Source organism: Streptomyces sp. NPDC048269 (genome assembly GCF_040652395.1).
GTDB lineage: Bacteria > Actinomycetota > Actinomycetes > Streptomycetales > Streptomycetaceae > Streptomyces.
This window is the reverse complement of sequence record NZ_JBEZLW010000011.1, coordinates 1-21,328: the sequence shown is the minus strand read 5'-3', so window position 1 is coordinate 21,328 and position 21,328 is coordinate 1. Positions and strand designations below refer to the sequence as shown.

The window sequence follows — 21,328 nt, the reverse complement described above, 5'->3', positions numbered from 1 at the left end:
GATCTGAGTCGACCCTTCATCGATCGCTCGTACCGCGGATGAAACGCTACCGCTCGACCACGGAATGGGGCACGGGCCGAGGCCCAGCGGGTCGGACCAGGTGTGGGGGTTCGAGACGTAGGTGGCCGGGTTGGGGGACGGGGCGAGGCCCAGGGGGTCCGGGGAGAGGTAGCGGGCCGTTTGGGGGTCGTACGTGCGGAAGTAGTTGTGGTGAAGGCCCGACTCGGGGTCGAAGTACTGGCCCGGGAAGCGCAGGGGTGTGTAGGCCGTGGAGTCGCGGCGTCCCCGCTCACGCCACCACCTGACCGTCGAGCGCAGCCGCATCCGGCACGATCCCGCGCACCGGCGGGAACACGATGCCGTCCGGTCCCGCCGCGTCCAACGCCTCCCCGCACGGGAAGTCGAGCGCTGGTATCACCTCATCCAGCAACCGCGCCCCCACCACCCGCCGGTACTCCCACTCGCGCTCCGCCTCGCCCCGGGCCTCGGCGAAACGAGCCAGCGTCTCCTCACCGGAGAACGCACAGATCCAGTCCAGCCCGCCGAGCTCGGCAGTCCACAACCCGCCCCGCTCGTCCTACGGCACCAACACCACCCCGGCACGGAAATCCGCCAGCCGATCCAGCACCGCCGCCCGGGCCACAGCCACCGGGTCAGCCTTCGCGACTGGACGATCCGGCTCACCCGCCCGCTCCGCAGCCTCCGCCCGCAGCCGGCCCCACTCCTCGTCGAACCCCACCCGAAACCCCTCACCGGTCCGCCCCCGCTGAACCAGGCCAGTACGTCAGACACTTAACGAATCGAACGTACCTTTGCATAGCCTCACAGTCCCGGCGAAGTCCGTCGTTCGACAGTGAGTCACTTCCGGCCTGGTGCAGAGCGCGGCGGGTGGCGCCGGGCTCCGCGTGTTTCATGCCGTTTCGGTGTCCAGGCGCTCCGCGGACTGGAGCAGGTACTCGGGCAGTTTTGAACTGGCCGCCAACACGTCGATGCCGATGAGGTGGCCCTGCTCGTCGAAGTCGAGGTTGATCATGCCGCGACGTCGACCGGGTCGCCTGGGGTGCATGCGAGTGACCTTCGCGCGGACCTGCGGATCGGTGAAGTGCACGTACGCTGCGTTCGCGGTCTTGTCGTAGGTGACCTTGAGGTTTGCCACGCTGGGCCGGCTCCCTCGGTGTCGTTGCTGTCGGCGGTGCCCTGCGCGTCGACTCGGTGAGCTGCAAGGCCAGGACGACTTCGACGATTTCGGTGATGCGGGGGCGCCGCAACCGAGTTCCCGCAGGAGGCGCCAGCCCTTGAGGGACGGCCTCGCGGACGTAGCGGTACACCGTGGCCGTGCGTAGCAGTGGCAACGCCCGCCGGCGCGAGGTGGGGAAGGCCTCGTGGCGGCGGGCGGGCGGCGGGCGGCGGGCCGCCGAGCAGGGCCTGGAGGGTGGGCGAGGGGCGGTCGGCCGGGGGCTCAGCCGTCGGCGCAGATCACGTCGTACGGGCGGCCGACGGCCATGGTCAGTTCCATGGGCTCGCTGGTTCCCGACGGGCACTCGCTCTTCTGCTTGACGAGGCCGAGCACCTTGTAGGTGCCCGAACCGCCGGAGGCGCAGGCGACTTCCTGGGCCTGGTCGGTCACGCAGTCACCCTTCACCAGCTGTCCGCCGCCGGCGCCCGGGTCGCCGGGGTGGTCGTTGGACAGGTTCCGGCCGCAGACGGTGTTGGTGGGTATGCCGCCCTTCTTGCTGCTGCCGTAGGAGATGCTCACCTCGATCATGAGGTCGGTGCCGGGCGGGCACTGGATCGAGCCCGGAATGATGCTGGCGTCCTTGATGTCCATCGCCTTGAACGTGGCACCGGAGGCGGAACAGCTCTGCGGCCGGTACCCGTCGGGCTTGTTGTCCGGGTCGGGGCCGCCGCAGTCGCCGACCTTCCACGAACTGGAGGTGTCGGAGGAGGACTCGGGGGAACCGGGGTCCGACGGCTTGGCGGAGGGGGACGCCGAGGCCGACGCGGATGCCGACGGCTTGCCGTCGTCGTGGCCGAGGTACCGGGAGGCACCGTAGATGCCGCCGACGATCAGGGCGACGGTCAGGAAGCCGGCGAGGCCGCCGTTCGACCGGCGTCTGGGGGCCTGGGGCGGCGTTGCCTCGTACGGGTTGGCCATGCGCTCCTCCTGCGGTGAGGGTGGTGGGTCCGGGGTGTGACGCGCGAACGGTGACGCGTCATGGACACCTCATGGTTCCACGGTGGGGGAGGCCCGGGTGACCGTGGGGCGGGGCCCGGGCGTGGCCGCCGACGCGGGTGGGGAGTCCCGCGCCGGCGGGCGGGGCTCAGGCGACCGGCTGGCCGGTCAGCGTGGTCAGCAGCTGGTCCATCTCGGTGCGCCAGATGCGGTGGACGTTCATGCGCGTGGGCTTCGGCTGGCCCGGGAGCTGCATGTGGAAGTGACTCCAGACCGCGTTCCGGTTGATCTCCGAGACCAGGCCGGCGGTCTGTTCCTTGGGGATCGCGAAGGCTATCTCCTGCGGCCGGTTGCTCATCCGGCTCGCCTTGTGGATCACCACGGCCTGGTCGGTCACGGTGACGAAGTAGTACGTGAGGAACGCCTGGCCGATGAGGCCGAGCATGCTCATCAGCCACACGCTGGGCCCGGCGACGGCCTGGATGGTGACGTGGGGACGGTCGGCCGGGTTGGCCTGGGTGATGGCCTCTGCGACCTGCTGCTGGATCGTGGCCTTCTTGACGGCCATGGGGGACTCCTGAGCGGAAACGCGGCCCCCGGCGGTCGGGGGCAACGCAGGGTACCGGGCCGTCCCGGGACCCCTCGGGGCAGGGGGGTCGTCGCCCGTCCCCCCGTACGGAGCGGCTGCGTGACATGAAACGCGGGGGGCATGAACGCGCGTGGCATGCAAACCGCGTGGCACGAAACGCGCGTGGCATCAAAGCCGGGTACCCCGAAAGCCGCGTGGCACAGTTGCGTGGCACGAAACCCGCGATCACCGGCAGAAGAGCCACTCGTGGCATGGGGGCCCGCGGCGCGAAGCTGAAGCCATGACAGACAAGCCCCTCGGCCGCAGCGCCGTGTTCACCGTCCTGACTACCGGTTACACCCTCTCCACCGGGCCCGGGGTCGCCGCCACCGTCTCGTACGTCTCCGACGGTGACCGCCACGTGATCGTGGACCCGGGCATGGTGGCCCACCGCGACCGCATCCTCGGCCCGCTCGCGGAACTGGGCCTGGGGCCGGACGACATCACCGATGTCGTGCTCAGCCACCACCACCCCGACAACACCATGAACGTGGCCCTGTTCCCCCAGGCGTGGGTCCACGACCACAAGGCGGAGTACCGCAACGACCAGTGGATCGACCGGGACGCCGAGGGCCATGAACTCTCCGACTCCCTGCGCCTGATCCGCACCCCGGGCCACAGCCCCGAGGACATCACCCTCCTCGCCGGCACCGCCGACGGCGTGGTCGCCTTCGCCGGTGACCTCTGGTGGCGCCCGGACGGCCCGGCCGAGGACCCGGTGGCCCCGGACCGGGACGTACTGCGCACCTCCCGCCTGCGGGTCGTGGCGGCGGCCGACGTGATCGTGCCGGGCCACGGCGGACCGTTCCCGGCGGGGGACGAGGCGCCGCTGTAGCGGGCGGGCCTCGTGGTCCGCTGCGGAACGGCCGTGGACGGCCGGACCCTGCTGGGCGAGTCGGTACGGGTCAAGGCCGGTCCCCAGTCCGCCCGGACACCGCGGTCCTCGCGGCCTTCGGGGCGGTCCCCCTGCTCACCGCCGCGGCGGCCGTACGGTTCGTCCTCGCCTGCCGGCGCGCATCGCCCCCTGGCCTCAGAGGACGGCCACCGGGGCCACCGGGGTGCCGGTTCCGCCTACGAAGGGTTCCGGCATGGCGGAGAGGAGGAAGGCGTACCGGTTCTCTTCTGCACAGGCTGTGGACAACTTTTCGAGATTCCAGTTCTGGCCCTGGTGCATGCCCATCTCGACCAGGTCCAGGGCGTGGACCGGCAGCCATAGATTCTCCAGCTCCGGCGGGAAGATCTCGAAGGTGAGCGTGTCGTTCGCGACCGCCGCCACGTCCCGGGCGTGGAACCACTCCGGCGTACGGACGGACAGCCCGGGCGACGGGAAGCCGTAGCCGTGCTTGTCGCCCGCCAGGTAGACCTGGACCTGGCCGGTCCGGACCAGCACGATGTCGCCGGAGCGGACCGTGACCCCGCCGAACTCCTCGGCCTCGGCCAGGTCTTCCGGGGTCACCGCGTGTCCCCCGGGGAGCCGGTCCAGGCCCTTGGCGCGCGCCACGTCCAGCAGGACGCCGCGCGAGACGATGTGCCCCGCCTTGTCGATGCCGCTGTACTGGGCGCGGGTGTGCGGGGTGATCGAGGAGGCCGGGCGGCCGTTGTAGATCTTCCCCGAGTGAGAGACGTGCGTGAGGGCGTCCCAGTGGGTGCCCGCCTGGAGGCCCATGGTCACGGCGTCGTCGCTGCACGCCACCGTGCCCGGGCCGAATATCTCCTGGTTGATCTGCACCATCGTGTGCAGCGGGTTGATCCTGCCGGGGATCAGACCGGCCTGCACCCCGTCCTCCTTGAGCGGGAGGGCGAGAGGTACGCGGCGGCCGGTGCGGATCTCCGCCGCGGCGGCCCGGACGACCTCGTCGGTGATCAGGTTGCAGGTGCCGATCTCGTCCTCGGCGCCCCAGCGCCCCCAGTTGTTGACGCGTTTGGCGATGTCGTGGAACTCGGCGGGCAGTGACATGGGCCTCAACAGCTCCTTGCGTGGAAACGGCAACGAGGGCTTGTGCTCGCGCATCGAGGTGCCCATAGAATCTAACGGACCGTCAGAAAACGCGGGAAGGGGCCGGACGTGGGGAACTTCTTGGCAGGCAAGGTCGTCGCCGTCACCGGCGCCGGCCGGGGCATCGGGCGGGCCGTGGCACTCGCCGCGGCCGCCGAGGGTGCCAAGGTCGTCGTCAACGACTACGGGGTCGGCATCGAGGGAGGAGAGCCCACCAGCGAGATCGCCGAGGGAGTCGTGAAGGAGGTACTCGCCGCCGGCGGAGAGGCCGTCGCCGTCGCCGACGACATCTCCACCATGGCGGGCGGCCAGCGCATCGTCGACACCGCCCTCGCCCGGTACGGGCGCATCGACGGCGTCGTGTGCGTGGCCGGCATCCTGCGCGAGCGCATGCTCTTCAACATGTCCGAAGAGGAGTGGGACCCGGTGGTCGCCACCCACCTCAAGGGCACCTTCACCGTCTTCCGCGCCGCCTCCGCCGTCATGCGCAGGCAGGGCTCGGGCACCCTGATCGGCTTCACCAGCGGCAACCACCAAGGCTCCGTGGCCCAGGCCAACTACAGCGCCGCCAAGGGCGGGATCATCTCCCTCGTCCGCTCCGCCGCGCTGGGCCTGGCCAAGTACGGGATTTCCTCCAACGCCGTCGCCCCGATTGCCCGTACCCGCATGTCCGCCAACGTCCCCATGGAGCTCAAGGAGATCGGCGAGCCCGAGGACGTCGCCGCACTCGTGACCTACCTGCTCAGCGACAGGGCCGTGGCCGTCGGCGGGGAGAAGATCACCGGGCAGGTCTACACGATCGCCGGCCCGAAGATCGCCGTCTGGGCGCAGCCGCGCGAGCTGCGGGCCGGGTACGCCGAGGGCGCCTGGACGCCGGAGAAGATCGCCGACTTCCTGCCCGGGACGGTGGGCACCGACCCGATGCCGATGCTCGCGCAGCTGGAGGCCATGGCCAGGGCGGCGGCCGCCAAGGACCGCCCGAACGCCGCCGGCACCGCCAGCGCAGCCAGCGCCGCCGGCACCGCCGGCACCTCCAAGGCCGCCAACGCATAGGGGAGCGGTGTGGACTTCAGCTTCGGGGCCGAGGACGAGGAGCTGCGCGGGCGCGCCCGGGCGTGGCTCACGGAGCACCTCGTGGGCCCGTACGCGCACGCCCGCGGCCTCGGCGGCCCGGGGAGCGAGCACGAGCAGGTCGACGTCCGGCGCGCGTGGGAGCGCGAGCTGGGCCGCAGCGGCTGGATCGGGCAGGGCTGGGAGGCCGAAGGATACGGAAACCGCCGGCTGTCCCTGACCGGGCAGGTGGTGTGGGCCGAGGAGTACGCGGCGCTGCGCGCGCCGGGCCGGGTCGGCCACATCGGGGAGAACCTCCTCGCGCCCACCCTCATCGCCTACGGGACCCGGGAGCAGCGGGACCGCTTCCTGCCCGGCATCGCGCGGGGCGAGGAGCTGTGGTGCCAGGGCTACAGCGAGCCGGGCGCCGGCTCCGACCTCGCGGCGATCCGTACCGCGGCCGTACGGGATCCCTCCCTGGGGGCGGCCGGGCTGTTCCGGGTGACCGGGCAGAAGATATGGACCTCCCTCGCCCGGGAAGCCGACTGGTGTTTCGTCCTGGCCCGCACCGCCCCCGGGTCCCTGCGCCACCGGGGGCTGTCGTTCCTGCTCGTACGGATGGACCAGCCGGGCCGGATCGAGGTCCGGCCGATCCGGCAGATGTCGGGGACCTCGGAGTTCAACGAGGTGTTCTTCGACGGGGCGGTGGCGGCCGAGGTCGTCGGTGCGGAGGGCGACGGCTGGTCCGTGGCCGTGGGACTGCTCGCCCTGGAGCGGGGGGTGTCCACGCTGGTCCAGCAGATCGGCTTCGCGGCGGAGCTGGAGCGGGTGGTCCGGGCCTACGCGGCTTCGGGTGCTCCGGACCCGGTCCTGCGGGAGCGCCTCGTACGGCAGTGGGCCGAGCTGCGCGCGATGCGGTGGAACGCGCTGCGCACCCTCGGCGCCCCCGGCGACGCGGGCGCCCCCAGCGTGGCCAAGCTGCTGTGGGGCGGGTGGCACCGGCGGCTCGGCGAGCTGGCGGTGGAGGTCCGCGGCGCGGCGGCCTCGGCAGGACCGGCCGGCTGGGCGCCCGGGGTCCCGTACGAGCGCGGACTCGACGAGGGGCAGCGGCTCTTCCTGTTCACCCGTGCCGACACCATCTACGGCGGCTCGGACGAGATCCAGCGGAACATCATCGCCGAGCGCGTGCTCGGCCTGCCAAAGGAGTCCAGGTGAGAGGCGTCGTGTTCGACGGCAAGCAGGCCCAGGTGGTCGACGACCTGGAGATCCGTGATCCGGGGCCGGGGGAGGTGCTGGTCGCGATAGCCGCCGCCGGGCTGTGCCACAGCGACCTGTCGGTGATCGACGGGACGATTCCGTTCCCGCCGCCGGTGGTGCTCGGGCACGAGGGGGCGGGGGTGGTCGAAGCGGTTGGCTCGGGGGTCACGCACGTGGCGCCCGGCGACCACGTGGCGCTGTCCACGCTCGCCAACTGCGGTGCGTGCGCGGACTGCGACCGCGGCCGCCCGACGATGTGCCGCAAGGCGATCGGGATGCCCGCGCAGCCGTTCTCGCGGGGCGGGAAGCCGCTGTTCCAGTTCGCCTCCAACTCTGCTTTCGCCGAGCGGACGATCGTCGAGGCCGTGCAGGCGGTGAAGATCCCGGCCGACATCCCGCTGACCTCGGCGGCACTGATCGGCTGCGGGGTGCTGACGGGCGTGGGCGCGGTCCTGAACCGGGCGAAGGTGGACCGCGGCGACTCGGTGGTCGTCATCGGCACGGGCGGGATCGGGCTGAACGTCCTGCAGGGCGCGCGGATCGCCGGTGCCACGGCCATCGTCGCGGTGGACGCGAACCCGGCGAAGGAAGCGGTGGCCCGGTTGTTCGGGGCCACGCACTTCATCGAGGCGTCGGCGGCCCGGGACACGGGGGCGGCGGTCCGGGAGATCCTGCCGACGGGCGCCGACCACGCCTTCGAGTGCGTGGGCAGCGTGAAGCTGATCCGCCAGGCCATCGACCTCCTCGACCGGCACGGTCAGGCGATCCTGCTCGGAGTACCCGGTTTCACGGAGGAGGCCTCCTTCCTCGTCTCGTCGATGTACCTCGACAAGACGATCATGGGCTGCCGGTACGGCTCCTCGCGCCCGCAGCGCGACATCGCGCTCTACGCCGACCTCTACCGGCAGGGCCGGCTGCTGCTGGACGAGCTGGTGACGGAGGTCTACCCGATCGAGGACTTCGCCAAGGCCGCCGACGACGCCCACCACGGGCGCGTGGCGCGCGGGGTGCTCACGTTCCAGCCGGGTGGGGCAGGGAACGCCGCGCCGCCCGGGGCCGGGTAGCCGACGTCGTCCCGGGCGGGCGGCGCCCCGGCTCCCCGGGGGCCGCCCGGCGACGGCCTAGGGTCCGTCGCCGGTGCCGGGGCGCCGGCTCAGTCGCTGAAGCGGCCGAAGCGGCCTTTGTGGAAGAGGAGGGGCTCGCCCTCGCCGGCCGCGCCCATGGCCACGACGCGGCCCACGACGATCAGGTGGTCACCGCCGGTGTGCACGGCGTGGATCCGGCAGTCGATCCAGGCGGGCACGGCGTCGAGCTGCGGGGAGCCGGTGACCGGGGCCGGGGTGTGGGACACCCCGGCGAACTTGTCCGCGCCGCTGACGGCGAAGGACCGGCACAGCCCGCCCTGCTCGGCGCCCAGGATGTTGACGCAGAACACCCCGGCGCGGGCGATCCGCGGCCAGGTGGTCGACGTACGGGCCACCATGAACGTGACCAGGGGCGGGTCGAGGGACAGCGAGGCGAAGGACTGGCAGGCGAAACCGGCCGGTCCGTCCTCGTCCGGGCCGGGCGGCGCGGTGATGACGGTGACCCCGCTGGCGAAGTTTCCGAGCACGGCCCGGAATTCGGCGGGGGAGACCGGTGCGCGCTCGTCCTCGCCGACGGCCCGCAGGTCGGGGCGCGGCAGCACGTCCACGGGCTCCGGACCCGCCGCGGCGGAGGTGGGGGCGCCGACTGCCCTGAGGTACCGGACGACGGTGGCCGCCATCCCTGCATGTCCCATCACACAGGCGATTTAAGCTGACGGTTCGTCAGATTGGAAGGGGGGTGCGGCTCGCCTTGACGGCCCGCCGTGCCGCTCCGCCTTGATTGAACGCGTTCAATGGAGGGTGTAGGGTCCCGGGCCGAGAGTGTTGAACGCGTTCAAGGCAGGGGTGGCGGGATGGCGCAGGTCGCGTGGGAGCCGGTCGCGACGGGGCCGGGGTGGTGGCAGTCGGCCCCCGGGGCGGAAGCGGTCGCCGCCGGACAGCTGGCGGTCGGGCTGGGCCTCTGGATCGTCCTGCCGTCCTGGACCGACGACTACGGCCAGGGCGGCTGGGGGTTCGGTGCCGTCCTCATGCTCCCGTTCCTGTGCGTCATCGCTCTCGCCGTGCTCCTCGGCCTCGCCTTCGTGCACGCCATGGTCTTCACCCGGCCGGCCCTCGCCCTGGCCGACCGCTACGGTCGAGGGGTGGCCGCGGCGGCCTGGCTCCTCGCGCTCTCGGCGGCCTGCGCGCTGTTCCCGTGGGCGTGCGGGGTCCCGTACTTCGCCGCCTGGGCCGGGATCGCCGGGTTCGGGGCGGCTCCGCTGCTGGTGGCGCACCGGGCGATCGGCAAGGGCAGGCGACCCGGCTCCGTCGTGGGGGTGACGGGCCTGGTCACCGCGGTGCTCGTGTATGCCGCCATGGCGGCCGGAATCCTCCTGGTCGAGCACGGCTTGGTCAAGGGCTACGAGCCGCCCCGGCTGGAGCGCGCGGAGTACGTCGGCGAATGGCGCGGCGCGGACGGCGGGGTGGTCCGGCTCAAGGAGGGCGGCGGGGCCGTGGTCGAGGGCGTACCGGCGCACGGCGTCCGCAAGGGGATCACGTACTGCACCGCCGCCGGCACCTGGTCGCCGCGGACCGCGAACCCGGACCGCGGCCGGCGGGCCGGGGTGGATCTGGTCGTCCGCGACTGCGACGACTGGCACCCGACCTGGGAGGTGGGCGGGAGCGCGGCCCACCCGGAGCTGTTCCAGCTGTACGGCGACCCGGACGACGGGGACATGTGGCTCCTGAGCCGCCGTTAGGCCGGCCCCGCTGCAGCCTCCAACTCCCCCTGTGGCAAAGGAGACATGGGCCCGAGACGCGCCTGCGGCAGTGCGTGTGTACAGTCGTCGCCAACGACAACGACGTCGGGGGCTGGGGTGGTCATGGGGAACGGTTTTCGCTACCGGGCCGAGCGGATCTCACTGGGTACCATGGCGGCGGCGGGCATCGCGGTTCTGGTCGCCGACCTCCTCGGGTGGCTCGACAAGATGGCCCCCGGAGGCACTCTCCCGAAGATCACGCTGCTCATCCTGAGCACGGTCACCCTGTTCCTCCTGATGGAGTTCGACCGCCTGAAGGTGCTCGACAACATCAACCGCCAGATCTCCGGGCTCACCGTCGACGGCCTGACGGGCGAGCTCCGGCGCGGGCACTACCTCGGCGTGGTCCAGGTGCACAGGGAATTTCCCGAGTCCGCGTTCATCGGGCTGGTGCGGGCCGCCAGGCGGGAGGTGGCCATCCTGCAGACCTGGATACCCAACCTCGGCAGCTTCCAGAGCGAGTTGGCGAACGCCGTCAACGAGCGCCAGATCGAGGTGAACATCCTGCTGCTGCATCCGTCGTCCCCCGTGGCGGGGCTGCGCGACGAGGCGTTGCGCTCGACCGGCCAGCGAGCGGGAGCGGTGGACGTCGACGCGAGCCTGCGGAGCCTCGAACTGGTCCACCGCCAGATTGCTCCGGAGCTCCGCGACAAGCTCCGGGTGCGGGTGTACAACTCCCTTCCGTCCATCGCCGTGTACAAGGTCGACGAGCGCTACCTGGTCAGCTCGTTCCTGCACGGGCAGCTGGCCATCGCGTCCACCCAGACCGAGATCGACGGGTGCGACACCCTGATGGGCGGGGAGGTCCAGAGGGAACTGGACACGTTGTGGCGCATCGGCCACGACGTGGATCTCGGTGACTGGCACAGGTCGATCGACAGCATCAATCAGTGATCCGATCCGGAAGTGAGGTTACGGTCGTGCAGGAACTGGACAGGTTCGAGGACGAACTGATCGAGCGGTACGAGCAGCACCCCGTACTCGCCAACGTCACGCTGCTTCCGGACGAGGACTTCGCCGCGATCCTGCTGCAGCGGCGCTTCCTCTCGCTCGCCTTCACGCCGGCCTACGACCTGGCGATCGATCTCCTGCGTGACGAGGCGGCGGTGCGGATCGCCCGGGTCATCCTGCGCGAGGAGTATCCGGACGGTCGCGGGGACACGCCCTCGCACCGCGAGGACATGATGCAGGACATCCTCAGGCTCGGCGTCTCCCGGACGGACCTCCTCCACACGAGGCCGACGGCGGCGACGAAGAAGGCGATCAGCGACACCTTCGGCCTGATCGCCGAGGCGGGCACCCACGACGACGCCGATCTGCGCGTGCTGACGCTCCTGCGCTTCTGGGGCGAGATCCTGGTCTCCGTCGAGTACGGGCGGCTGTGGGAGCGGATGGAACCCCTCATGGCGCGGGAGGGCGAGTACCGCTCACGCTTCTACTACCCGCACCACGTCCACGACGCCAAGACGCGCACGCTCGAGGGCGGGGGCATGCTGTCCACGGCCCACCCCGACCGGCTGGCGACCCGGCTCAGGGACTTCCTCATCAGCGGGGGCGAGGGGGCGGCCGAGGCCTTCAAGGAGGCGGAGGAGCGCTCGCTCCAGCTCAAGGTGAGCTTCTACGACCAGTTCCTGCCGGCGCCGGACCGCGTGGGAATCTGAGGCGTCCGCGAGGACGGGCCCCCCGACCCCCACGCGGCGCGCTCAGTCGAGGTCGAGCACCCCGGCCTTCGCGAGGCTGTAGCCGAGCTCGGCCCTGCTGCGGCTGCCGAACAGGGACGAGGCGCGCTTGATGTGGGTGCCGATCGAGCGCGCGCTCAGACCGAGGCGCTTCGAAATGGCTTCGTCGGTGTGCCCCTTCACCATGAGTTCCAGAATCGTCCGCTGGATTTCATCGGTGAGTTGTGGCGGAAAATGGTGCGTCGCGTCGAACTCGATCGGATCGGCGCGTTCCCACAGCGCTTCGAACGTGCTGACAAGGTACTGAATCAAGCCATTATCGCGAATGGCCAGGGCACGCTGTTCCTGTCCCTCGGAACCGAGCACCGGTATGAAGGCGACAGACCTGTCGCACACGATCATCCGCTCGAATGTCTCGCCGGTGGTACGTATTTCGGCCCCCACGCGCGTGACGTGTTCCATGTAGCCCAGCGTGGGTCCGTGGGAGCGCACCGTGTGGCTGTAGAGGGTGCGCTGACGGACGCCGCGCTCGATCAGCGCCAGGTCGCGGGGCAGTGCGTCGGCGAGGGTCTCGGCCGGGCGGCCACCTCGCGGATGGGCGGTGAGCAGCTCGCTGTCGCAGGACTCCACGGCCTGCCGGATCGCCGCGCTGATCGTCTCCTCGCCGTGCACCGGCTGCACGTGGGTGTCCCATTGCTGCTGTTCGTGCTGGTAGACGGCTTCCATGGGGGCGAGTGAGGCGGTCAGCGTGTCGAGTTGTGCCTGCAGCTTCTCGATGGCCTCGTCGATGGGCCGCGCCAGGGTGAGGGCGGCGACCGAGGGCGGTACGGGGAGGTAGTGGGCGGGTGCCGCGGCGGCCGCCGCCCCGCCCGGGCATTCCGCGCCGCCCCGTGTCCGGCGCAGCAGGCCGAGGGTGACCAGACATCGGGGAACGGGGCCCGACAGGCCTCCTCTGCGCCAGGCTTCACGGTATTTGGCTACTCCCTCATCGCAGACCGATTTACAGGTCGTATCGTCCGAGTTTGCCTCACAAATTCCCATTGTGGGCCCCCTTCTTGTTTCGGAAGTGCCGGATCATGATGCCTCGACTCGTTGATGCGGCGGCAGGGGCAAGGCAGGATCAAAACCAGTCGGTGATCAAGAAGCGGCCCACGCAATCAATGGCGGGAGTGGCGACGGTGAAACGAATCATCTACTCGGAACCGAGGATTTCCTGTTTCCCTGGGATGGCCTCGAGAGGGATGGCCATGATTTCGGCCACCCGCCCCGGCGGCTCCAGCCGGCCATGAGGAGCCCCGAAGCGGCGGCCGGGTGCATCGAGGCCGATGCGTACCCGGCGCTGGGCGAGGTACTGGCCATGCTGGCGCGGGCGCGCCAGTTCATCGACGACGAGTACGACGCGTACGGCCCGGACGGCCAACTGGCCCGAGTCGCGCTCCACCTGATCGACTGCGCGGCCGACGCCTCGGCCCTGCTGGGCAGGGCCGGGGATCTGGAGGCGGCACGTGAGGCGCTGGGCACCGCCCGGTCCGCCGTGGTCGCCGCGACCTGCGCGGTACGCCACACCCATGACGACATGAAAGCCACGACGCCATGAGCTGCTGCCTGGCTGTTCACGTGAAGGGACGAGCATGATTACTGCGGGTCTGAAGCTGACCCAGAGCGGTGGTGTCGCGCTGCTGAACGGCGACAAGCTCGAGTTCAACGTCGAGATGCAGAAGCTGGACAACGGCCGCCGCTACAGCAACGTCGACGAACTCGATGACATCACCAAGATCCTTGCTCGCTACGGGTACGGCGTGAACGACGTGGGCCAGTGGGTGATCGACGGCTGGGACGGCGCCGTCAACGGCCACGTCTCCACCCTCAGCGGCGGTATCCCGCTGGACCTGATGGTCGCGCCCTACCGTGAGACCGGCAAGGTGCCCGATCCGGCCATGCCCGGCTACAGCGGGAAGATCGTCATCGCGGGCCAGTCGAAGGAGTACCAGAGCTACGTGCACGTGGCCAGCCACCTGGCGGCTGCGTACTGCACCAGCCCGTTCGCCCGCCGCGGTGAACCCTCGATGGTCATGGTCTGGGACGGCGGCTGCTTCCCGAGGCTGTACTGCGTCGACGCGGACGGCCGGATCGAGCCGGGCGGCGAGGTCTTCCCGCTGATCGGCCACACCTACTCCATGGCCTCCCAGCACTGGGGCCCGTACGCACGGAAGAACAAGTCCACCAACGTGGACGACCTCTCGGTGGCCGGGAAGATGATGGCCTACATCGCGCTGGGCACGCCCCGGGCCGAGATCAAGGCCGTCTTCAAGGAGCTGTTCCACGAGCACTTCGAGGCGGACACGCCCCGGGTGCGCGAGTACCGCGAGAAGGTCATCGGCTGCGGTTCGACGGGCGAGCCCTCGCACGGCTACGTCCACGCCTTCCTCGCGGAGGTGGCGACGCGCACCGAGCAGATGGGCGTCTCCGACGAGGACGTCCTCGCGACGGTGCACACGTTCATCGAGGAGCTCCTCCTGGAGCGGGTGGCCGCCAAGATCCGCGCCTGGAAGGGCGGCGAGGCGTGGAACCTGTGCTTCGCCGGCGGCTGCGCGCTGAACATCAAGTGGAACAGCGCGCTGCGTGCGCACCCGATCATCAAGGCCATGTGGGTGCCGCCGTTCCCCGACGACTCCGGCTCCTCGATCGGCACCGCCTGCCTGCGGGCCGCCGACGGCAAGGGCCTGCGGCCCCTCGAATGGGGTACGCGGCAGGGTCCCGCCCTGGTCCGCACCCCGCACGTGCCGCAGGGCTGGACCGTGTCGCCGTGCCGCCCCGAGGAACTGGCCCGTCTCATCCACCACACCGGTGAGCCGGTCGTGCTGCTCAACGGCCCCGCGGAGCTCGGTCCCCGCGCGCTCGGGGCGCGCAGCATCATCGCGCCCGCCGTGGACCCGCAGATGAAGGTCCGGCTCAACGACGCCAAGAAGCGCGAGCACTTCCGGCCCGTCGCGCCGCTGTGCCTGGTCGAGCACGCGCCCACGATCTTCGACCCGGGCACGCCCGACCCGTACATGCTCTTCGAGCACCGCGTCCGGCCCGAGTGGGTCGACAAGGTGCCCGCGATCATGCACCTCGACGGGACCGCGCGGCTCCAGACCGTCAGCGTGGAGGACGATCCGACGCTGGCCGCGATCCTGCGCGAGTACCACAAGTTCAGCGGCATCCCGGTGCTCTGCAACACCAGCGCCAATTACAACGGCCGCAGCTTCTTCCCCGACGTCGCCTCCGCGATCGAGTGGGGCCAGGTCGACATGGTGTGGTCCGAAGGCGTCCTGTACCGCCGGTCGGTCGGCCACGACGGCCGCCTCGGCAACGAGAAGTAGGAAGGGAGAGACATGCCCCAGGCACCGCGCACCATGGTGATCTCCCTGCAGAAGGCCGGCACGCACCTGATGCAGGGACTCATGGTCAAGCTCGGCTACAAGATGACCGGCGTACCCCGGCCCGTACCCGGCAACATGCCCGAGTTCGACGACGCCCAGCTGCTGGAGATCGCCTCGATCACCCGCTCCCGCGAGGAGTACGAGGAGCTGCTCGGCCTCGACTCCGAGCCGCTGCGCAAGGCGACCCGGGACGACTGGGCGGCCCTCGGCTGGCACTGGCAGCAGCGGCTCGGCCAGCGCGTCGTCAACCGGTACGGACAGACCCGCGTCGACTTCGCCGACGAGGTCATCAGCAACGGGCACATCTCGTACTCGAAGTTCGCCGACACCCCGCGCGGACTGTGCTGGATCTTCCACGAGCTCGACATCGACAAGGTGGACGGCACCTTCCTCAGCGAGTGGGTGGCCACCGATGCCCCGCCGCTGGTCTTCAACTACCGAGATCCGCGCGACACCGTCATCTCGATGATCAACTTCCTCGAGGGCCGCACCGCCGCCGGCTACGGCAACTTCTACGAGTTCGACGTCTTCCACAAGATCCTGAAATCCCTCCCCACCTGGGAGGCAAAGATCGACTACGCGCTGCGGGACCCCTCTTTCCTGGGCCGCGACCAGTTCGAGCGCTCCATGTGGCTGCTGCGCCACCCGGACGTGTGCAAGGTCCGCTTCGAGGACCTGGTCGGCCCCAAGGGCGGCGGCTCCCGAGAGCGCCAGGTGGACGCGCTGAGCAGGCTGCTCACGCACATCAGCTCGGGCGAGGATCCCGAGGAAGTCGCCGACAAGATCTACAACCAGGACTCCTGGAGCTTCTTCCGGGGCCGTTCGGGGGCGTGGCGCGAGCACTTCACCGCGAACAACACGGCCCGCTTCAACGAGCAGTTCGGTGACCTCCTCGAACAGTACGGCTACGAGTGATGGACGACGCCGCCCGTGACCGCCCCCGCGCCTTCGTCCTCCTCGGCGGACTCCGCGTCATCCTGCGGAACTGGCGCTACCTGACCGAACTGGAACAGCGAGGCATCGCACCCCTCGTCCTCACCTCCGAGCAGTGGCGCGAGGAGACCTCGCGCCAGATGGCATCCGGGCTGCGGCCCGGCTCGCTCATCACGGAGGCCGGATTCGTCACCGGAACGGTGGGTACGGAAGGGGGCTTCACGGGCGGCGTCGTCGCACAGGTCATGGCCTGGCGCGAGCGCTACGACATCGTCGGAGTGTTCGCGGCGGGGGAGATGCTCGTCGAGCAGACCGGCATCGTCGCCGACCTGCTCGGCCTTCCCTCACCCGGCCTGCGGGCCACCCGGGTCTGCCGCAACAAGTACCTGCAGCGCGCCTACCTCGCCGAGTGGAGCCCGCGCACCGTGGTGATCCCGCCGGGCGGACGCGACAGCGCACCGTACGACGAGATCCGCTACCCGGCGGTGCTCAAACCGTCGGGCCGCCGCGAGAGCTCCGGGGTACGGGTGGTCACGGACCGGGAGCAGCTCCTGGAGCTGATCTCCGGCGACGGCTATCCGTCCGCGGAGACCCTGCTCGTGGAAGAGCAGGTGACCGGCCAGGAGTACTCGGTCGAGGCGATGCTCCAGGACGGGCGGATCGTCTTCGAGTCGGTGACGCACAAGCGGACCAACGAGGAGTCGACCGACTTCTTCGTCGAACTGGGCCACACCGTCCCCGCGCCCCCGTCCCCGGACAACGAGCGGCTGCTGGCCGCCAACCGGGCCATGACGGAACGGCTGGCCTTCGAGAACGGCATCGTCCACACCGAGCTGAGGCTGACCGGCGACGGCCGCGTCGTGCTGATGGAACTGGCGGCGCGCACCCCCGGGGACGGCCTGCTGCCGCTGTACCACCTCGCGACCGGGCGGCCCGTGGAGCCGGACATCCTGCGGATCGCGCTGGGCGAACCGGTGACCCGGACCGCGCCCGTACGGTACGCCCGGCAGGTCTACCTGGAGACGGCGCACGGCGTACTGGAGGACGTGAAGGTACGCCACCCGCAGGCCACCGACGTGGCCTGGACCGCGAACGGCGAACCCTGGCCCGAGATGGCGCCGGGCGACCCCGACGGGCCGGCGGCCCTGCGGGCGGTGCTCGCGCTCAAACGCCGGGGCGCACGCGTCGGCCCGCTCACCGAATCCGGCGACCGGGTGGTGACCTTCCTCCTCGACGCGCGGACGGTGGACGAACTCGACGTGCTGGAGGCGGAAGTGCGTGCTTCCATCGAGGTCTCGATCGCCCCGGCGCAGCCGTGACGGCGACCGGGTCCGTCACGGAACGCACGGTATGGAAAGGGACAGTCAGACATGTGGATCGTTGAACTCGCCTTCACCCAGGCCCCCGAGCGGCTCGCCGCACGACCCGCACACCGCGAGAAGCTGACCGCTCTGCACGAGAAGGGCCTGCTGAGGATGGCCGGCCCGCTCGCCGACGACTCGGGCGCGGTCCTCGTGTTCGACGTCCCGGACCGGCCGGCCCTCGACGAACTCCTCGCCGCAGACCCGTACTTCCGTACGGAGGGCGTGACCATGCGGCAGTCACGGGAGTGGCAGCCCTTCATCAACTGACGACTGCGACAAGAGAAGGGGGAGGGGACGATGGAGGACGACCGGCAGACCCCGGCGTCGGCGCACGAGCCCCGCTCGCTGATGCGGCTGGGCGTCTTCCGCCGGCTGTGGATCGGGGACGCGGTGTCCCGGCTCGGATACCAGGTCGCCCTCTTCCTCTTCCCGCTGCTGGCCGTCGTCGAACTGCACAGCAGCGGCGCCCAGGCGGGACTGGTGTCGGCATCGCAGTTCGTGCCGGTGGTCGTCCTCTCCCTCGTCGCCGGAGTCTTCGCGGACCGCGCGCCCACCCGCACGCTCATCGTGGTGTGCACCGTGGTGCGCGGCGCCGCGCTCGCCCTGCTCGGCGTCGGATACGCCCTGTTCGGCCTGAACCTGTGGATGCTCCTCGCGATCGCCTTCGTGGTCGGATCGGCCACCGTCTTCTACGACATCGGATACCAGTCGGCCGTCCCCAAACTCCTCGGGCCGGCGGAGCTGGCGGAGGGCAACGGCATCCTCCAGGCCAGCACCTCCGCCACCCAGATGGCCGGGCCCGCGCTCGCAGGCGTCTTCGTCCAGCTCGCCGGGCTGCCGTTCGCGGTCACGGTGACCTGCGCGCTGTTCGCGGGCGCGGGGATCAGCTTCTGGTCGCTGCGGATCGCGGAGGACGAGGTATCCGTACCCTCCCGGCCCGGCGGCCGCGCGCTGCTCGCCGGGCTCAAGTTCACCTGGACCTGCCGGCCCATCCGGGACCTGTGCGTCCAGTCCGGCCTCTTCAACCTCCACGAACAGGCCTTCCTCACCGCCTTCATGATCTACGGGGTGCGGCAGGCGGACCTGTCCACCGGCGCCGTCGGTCTGATCATCGGCGTCGCCAGCATCGGCGCACTGGTCGGCTCGGTGGGCGTGGGACGCCTGGCGTCCCGGCTGCACGCCGGGAAGACCCTCACGACCGGACTGCTGATCGCCTCCGGCTCGCTGCTCCTCGGCCCGCTGCTCTCGGGGCCGCTGCCGCCGGTCGTGGCGTTCGGCCTGGCGTTCCTCGCCAACGGCCTGGCGCTGGGTGCTTACAACGTCTACGTGATGAGCCTGCGGCAGACCATCCCACCGCGGGAGTTCCTCGGCTCGGTGACCGCGAGCTACCGGCTGGTCGCCCTCGGGCCCAATCCGCTGGGGGCCCTGATCGGCGGCGCGCTCGCCGACGCACTCGGGGCGGGCGACGCGCTGCTGGCCATCGCCGTCTCGCTCGCGGTGTCCTCGCTGCCCCTGCTGGCCTCGCCCGTCAAACGCGTACGCCGGGTGGAGCAGGCGGGAGCGGACCTGCGGGCCTACGTACCGGCGGCCGCCACGCAGCGGCCGCAGCCGGCACAAGAACGGGAAGGCTGACCGGTGGAAACGGTGGAAACGGTGGAAACGGTGGAAACGCACCTGCACGACAGCGCGGCGCACCTCACGACCGCGCAGTGGGAAGACCTGTACGGTTCCGGGTACGCCGACCGCGGCCACGGATACGCCCTGTTCCGGGAGCGCGTCGAAGCCGGCCCGTCCGCCCTCGTCACGGCCGCCGACGGCACCGGCTGGTGCGGCGCACTGCACGGGGCTGTGACGACACCGGCCTCGGCACTCTTCAGCCACCCCTGGAAACTGCTCACCGCCGAGCAACTGCGCCGGCCCGAGGAGGACGGCGGGCAGCAGGCCTGCGAGACCCACGCCGCATTGCTGCGGACGGCCCTCGGCGAGTCCGCCGGGCCGGACGGCCTCGCCGTCCCCGACGCCGCCGCGCTCACCGCCGTACTCGGCGAGGCGGTCGTCTTCCGCGGCTTCGACTCGACCGAAGCCGGGCTGCGCGACGGCCTGGACGCACCGGCCCGGCGCCGTACGCTGCGCGCCCTGCTGGCGCACACCCAGGACGCGGTGCGCGACGGGCTCGCCGGCGCGGTCTGCCTGCCCTACGTACGCCCGCAGGACACGGACCTGCGGGCGGTGCTGGCGGAACTCGGATTCCGCTCTGCCGTGCTGACGGGCGTCTCGGACTTCGACCTGGGCGGGGTCTCCTCGTACGCCACGTACCTGGAGGCACTGCCCAGCCGCCGGCGCCGCATGTACCGCAAGGAGGAACAGGCCGTGGCGGACTCGGCGCTGAGCCTCGGCGTGTGGCCCCTGGACGGCAACGTGGAGCGGGTCGTGGCGCTGGAGGCCCGCAACATCGCCAAGCACGGCGGGCTCCCGGACCGGGAGGCGCTGATCGCTGCCCGGTCCGCCATGGCGGGCCTGCTGGGCGACCACCTGCGGGTGCCGGTCGCCGTTCGCACGGGTGCCGGTGCCGGTGACGACGAACTCGCCGCGTGCGGGATCCACATGGCCGACGACGACAGCTACTGCGTCCTCATGTACGGGGCGGACGAGTCCGTCTCCGACGCCGGCCCCGTCTACCCGTGCCTGACCTTCTACGAGCCGCTGCGCCACGCCGCGGACCACGGGCTGCGCACGGTGCGTCTCGGCTTCGAGGCGTTCAGCGCCAAGCTGCGGCGCGGGGCACGGCTCTCCCGTCGGGAGACCTGGCTCTGGACCCCCGACGCCGACCGGCTCGCCGCGCTGCACCGGGTCATGGAGTTCCTCTCCGCCCGTACCTCGACGCATTTCGAGCGTCTCACCGGTCAAACCGCCTAGGACAGAAAGAGGTCGACCCGAACATGGTGGTACGTCATGGGCTGCAGCACGACGCCCGGCCGGACACACCCCGCGCCGCCTCGGCCAGGCCGTGCGACTGCGGTGTGACGGTGTGGCTGACCGGACTGCCGAGTGCAGGGAAGTCGACGATCGCGGAGGTGCTCGCCGAGCGGCTGCGGGCCGAGGGATGCCGGGTGGAGGTGCTGGACGGCGACGCGGTGCGCGAGACGCTGTCGGAGGGGCTCGGCTTCTCGCGCGCCGACCGAGACACCCATGTGCGACGGATCGGCATGGTGGCCGAGGTGCTGGCGCGCAACGGGGTGATCGTCCTCGTGCCGGTCATCGCTCCGTACGCGGACAGCCGTGCGGCCGTCCGCGAGCGGCACGCCAAGAGTCGCACCCCCTACCTGGAGGTGCATGTGACGACTCCGGTCGCGACCTGCGCGGAGCGTGACGTCAAGGGCCTGTACGCCAAGCAGCGCGACGGCGAGATATCGGGCCTGACCGGGGTCGACGACCCCTACGAGGTGCCGGTGGAGCCCGACATGCGGATCCCGGCGCACGCCCAGTCGGTGGCCGAGTCGGCCTCGATGCTGCTGGGCCTGCTGGCCGAAAGGCACTTCCTCCGATGAACCCGCCGATACCGGTGGCGGCCGCCATGGCAGGCCCGTCGTCCGAAGTGCCGCGTCAGCTCGGCCACTTGGACGCCCTCGAGTCGGAGGCGGTGCACATCTTCCGTGAGGTGGCGGGTGAGTTCGAGAAGCCGGTGATCCTGTTCTCCGGTGGCAAGGACTCGATCGTCATGCTGCACCTGGCGCTGAAGGCGTTCGCGCCGGCGCCGGTGCCGTTCACGCTGCTGCACGTCGACACGGGGCACAACTTCCCCGAGGTGCTGGAGTACCGCGACCGCACCGTCGCCGAGCACGGACTGCGCCTGCACGTCGCGTCCGTGCAGGACTACATCGACGCGGGCAAGCTGCGCGAGCGCCCCGACGGGACCCGCAACCCGCTGCAGACCGTCCC

Annotated in this window: 24 protein-coding genes and 1 pseudogene; 16 read left to right on the top strand and 9 right to left on the bottom strand. The window is 70.9% G+C overall.

Going from position 1 to position 21,328, the window contains the following annotated elements:
• Positions 1 to 69 precede the first annotated feature (69 nt).
• From AB0D48_RS14970 to AB0D48_RS14945, 6 genes and pseudogenes are all read right to left on the bottom strand, one after another.
• Positions 70 to 276 (bottom strand): annotated as a pseudogene (locus AB0D48_RS14970) (RHS repeat-associated core domain-containing protein); the annotation flags it as partial.
• 13 nt (positions 277 to 289) lie between these two features.
• Positions 290 to 562, bottom strand: a complete 273-nt coding sequence (locus AB0D48_RS14965; protein ID WP_362395556.1) for an SseB family protein — start codon at positions 560 to 562, stop codon at positions 290 to 292.
• A gap of 15 nt (positions 563 to 577) precedes the next feature.
• Complete coding sequence (locus AB0D48_RS14960) at positions 578 to 739, bottom strand: hypothetical protein (protein WP_362395553.1); 162 nt, start codon at positions 737 to 739, stop codon at positions 578 to 580.
• Between the two features lie 171 nt (positions 740 to 910).
• Positions 911 to 1,156: a DUF2283 domain-containing protein gene (locus AB0D48_RS14955; RefSeq protein WP_362395550.1), complete on the bottom strand. Its 246-nt coding sequence runs from the start codon at positions 1,154 to 1,156 to the stop codon at positions 911 to 913.
• A 303-nt stretch (positions 1,157 to 1,459) separates the two neighbouring features.
• Positions 1,460 to 2,155 (bottom strand): hypothetical protein, encoded by a 696-nt coding sequence (locus AB0D48_RS14950; RefSeq protein WP_362395547.1) that lies wholly within the window; start codon positions 2,153 to 2,155, stop codon positions 1,460 to 1,462.
• A 166-nt stretch (positions 2,156 to 2,321) separates the two neighbouring features.
• Entirely contained in the window at positions 2,322 to 2,741 is a 420-nt protein-coding gene (locus tag AB0D48_RS14945; protein WP_362395544.1) for a hypothetical protein, read from the bottom strand.
• Positions 2,742 to 3,042: 301 nt separating this feature from the next.
• On the opposite strand from AB0D48_RS14945, the gene AB0D48_RS14940 reads away from it, so the two are divergent.
• The gene (locus AB0D48_RS14940; protein ID WP_362395542.1) at positions 3,043 to 3,636 is read left to right on the top strand and encodes an MBL fold metallo-hydrolase; all 594 of its coding nucleotides are present in this window, start codon (positions 3,043 to 3,045) and stop codon (positions 3,634 to 3,636) included.
• Positions 3,637 to 3,831: 195 nt separating this feature from the next.
• Here AB0D48_RS14940 and AB0D48_RS14935 read toward each other — a convergent pair whose 3' ends face one another.
• A complete protein-coding gene (locus AB0D48_RS14935) occupies positions 3,832 to 4,758 on the bottom strand; it encodes a cyclase family protein (protein WP_362395539.1) in 927 nt (308 codons plus the stop codon).
• 108 nt (positions 4,759 to 4,866) lie between these two features.
• On the opposite strand from AB0D48_RS14935, the gene AB0D48_RS14930 reads away from it, so the two are divergent.
• From AB0D48_RS14930 to AB0D48_RS14920, 3 genes are read left to right on the top strand one after another with little or no spacing between them, the layout of a single operon-like run.
• Positions 4,867 to 5,850 (top strand): SDR family oxidoreductase, encoded by a 984-nt coding sequence (locus AB0D48_RS14930; RefSeq protein WP_362395536.1) that lies wholly within the window; start codon positions 4,867 to 4,869, stop codon positions 5,848 to 5,850.
• Positions 5,851 to 5,859: 9 nt separating this feature from the next.
• Positions 5,860 to 7,062, top strand: a complete 1,203-nt coding sequence (locus AB0D48_RS14925) for an acyl-CoA dehydrogenase family protein (protein ID WP_362395533.1) — start codon at positions 5,860 to 5,862, stop codon at positions 7,060 to 7,062.
• A complete protein-coding gene (locus AB0D48_RS14920) occupies positions 7,059 to 8,168 on the top strand; it encodes a Zn-dependent alcohol dehydrogenase (protein ID WP_362395530.1) in 1,110 nt (369 codons plus the stop codon). Before AB0D48_RS14925 ends, AB0D48_RS14920 begins: the two co-directional genes overlap by 4 nt.
• Before the next feature lie 89 nt (positions 8,169 to 8,257).
• On the opposite strand, the gene AB0D48_RS14915 is transcribed toward AB0D48_RS14920, so the two are convergent.
• Positions 8,258 to 8,869, bottom strand: a complete 612-nt coding sequence (locus AB0D48_RS14915; RefSeq protein WP_362396039.1) for a flavin reductase family protein — start codon at positions 8,867 to 8,869, stop codon at positions 8,258 to 8,260.
• Between the two features lie 174 nt (positions 8,870 to 9,043).
• On the opposite strand from AB0D48_RS14915, the gene AB0D48_RS14910 reads away from it, so the two are divergent.
• From AB0D48_RS14910 to AB0D48_RS14900, 3 genes are all read left to right on the top strand, one after another.
• Positions 9,044 to 9,928, top strand: coding sequence for a hypothetical protein (locus tag AB0D48_RS14910; protein ID WP_362395528.1), 885 nt, complete (start codon positions 9,044 to 9,046; stop codon positions 9,926 to 9,928).
• A 123-nt stretch (positions 9,929 to 10,051) separates the two neighbouring features.
• A complete protein-coding gene (locus AB0D48_RS14905; RefSeq protein WP_362395525.1) occupies positions 10,052 to 10,882 on the top strand; it encodes a hypothetical protein in 831 nt (276 codons plus the stop codon).
• A 26-nt stretch (positions 10,883 to 10,908) separates the two neighbouring features.
• Entirely contained in the window at positions 10,909 to 11,649 is a 741-nt protein-coding gene (locus tag AB0D48_RS14900) for a hypothetical protein (protein WP_362395522.1), read from the top strand.
• A gap of 42 nt (positions 11,650 to 11,691) precedes the next feature.
• Here the strand turns inward: AB0D48_RS14900 and AB0D48_RS14895 are convergent, their stop codons facing one another.
• Positions 11,692 to 12,708 (bottom strand): LuxR C-terminal-related transcriptional regulator, encoded by a 1,017-nt coding sequence (locus AB0D48_RS14895; RefSeq protein WP_362395519.1) that lies wholly within the window; start codon positions 12,706 to 12,708, stop codon positions 11,692 to 11,694.
• A 244-nt stretch (positions 12,709 to 12,952) separates the two neighbouring features.
• Here AB0D48_RS14895 and AB0D48_RS14890 point away from each other — a divergent pair, with 244 nt between their 5' ends.
• The 9 genes from AB0D48_RS14890 to AB0D48_RS14850 all read left to right on the top strand — a co-directional run.
• Positions 12,953 to 13,264 (top strand): hypothetical protein, encoded by a 312-nt coding sequence (locus tag AB0D48_RS14890; RefSeq protein WP_362395516.1) that lies wholly within the window; start codon positions 12,953 to 12,955, stop codon positions 13,262 to 13,264.
• Positions 13,265 to 13,298: 34 nt separating this feature from the next.
• Positions 13,299 to 15,032 (top strand): carbamoyltransferase N-terminal domain-containing protein, encoded by a 1,734-nt coding sequence (locus AB0D48_RS14885; RefSeq protein ID WP_362395513.1) that lies wholly within the window; start codon positions 13,299 to 13,301, stop codon positions 15,030 to 15,032.
• Positions 15,033 to 15,044: 12 nt separating this feature from the next.
• Positions 15,045 to 16,007: a hypothetical protein gene (locus AB0D48_RS14880; RefSeq protein ID WP_362395510.1), complete on the top strand. Its 963-nt coding sequence runs from the start codon at positions 15,045 to 15,047 to the stop codon at positions 16,005 to 16,007.
• Entirely contained in the window at positions 16,007 to 17,344 is a 1,338-nt protein-coding gene (locus AB0D48_RS14875) for an ATP-grasp domain-containing protein (protein ID WP_362395507.1), read from the top strand. Before AB0D48_RS14880 ends, AB0D48_RS14875 begins: the two co-directional genes overlap by 1 nt.
• 51 nt (positions 17,345 to 17,395) lie before the next feature.
• A complete protein-coding gene (locus AB0D48_RS14870) occupies positions 17,396 to 17,656 on the top strand; it encodes a YciI family protein (protein ID WP_362395504.1) in 261 nt (86 codons plus the stop codon).
• A gap of 30 nt (positions 17,657 to 17,686) precedes the next feature.
• Entirely contained in the window at positions 17,687 to 19,021 is a 1,335-nt protein-coding gene (locus AB0D48_RS14865; protein WP_362395501.1) for an MFS transporter, read from the top strand.
• Between the two features lie 3 nt (positions 19,022 to 19,024).
• Complete coding sequence (locus tag AB0D48_RS14860) at positions 19,025 to 20,305, top strand: GNAT family N-acetyltransferase (RefSeq protein WP_362395499.1); 1,281 nt, start codon at positions 19,025 to 19,027, stop codon at positions 20,303 to 20,305.
• 23 nt (positions 20,306 to 20,328) lie between these two features.
• On the top strand, positions 20,329 to 20,937 hold the full coding sequence (cysC, locus tag AB0D48_RS14855) for an adenylyl-sulfate kinase (protein ID WP_362395496.1): 609 nt from the start codon (positions 20,329 to 20,331) through the stop codon (positions 20,935 to 20,937).
• A gap of 26 nt (positions 20,938 to 20,963) precedes the next feature.
• The coding region (locus AB0D48_RS14850) for a phosphoadenosine phosphosulfate reductase family protein (RefSeq protein ID WP_362396036.1) at positions 20,964 to 21,328 on the top strand (365 nt) is incomplete at its 3' end.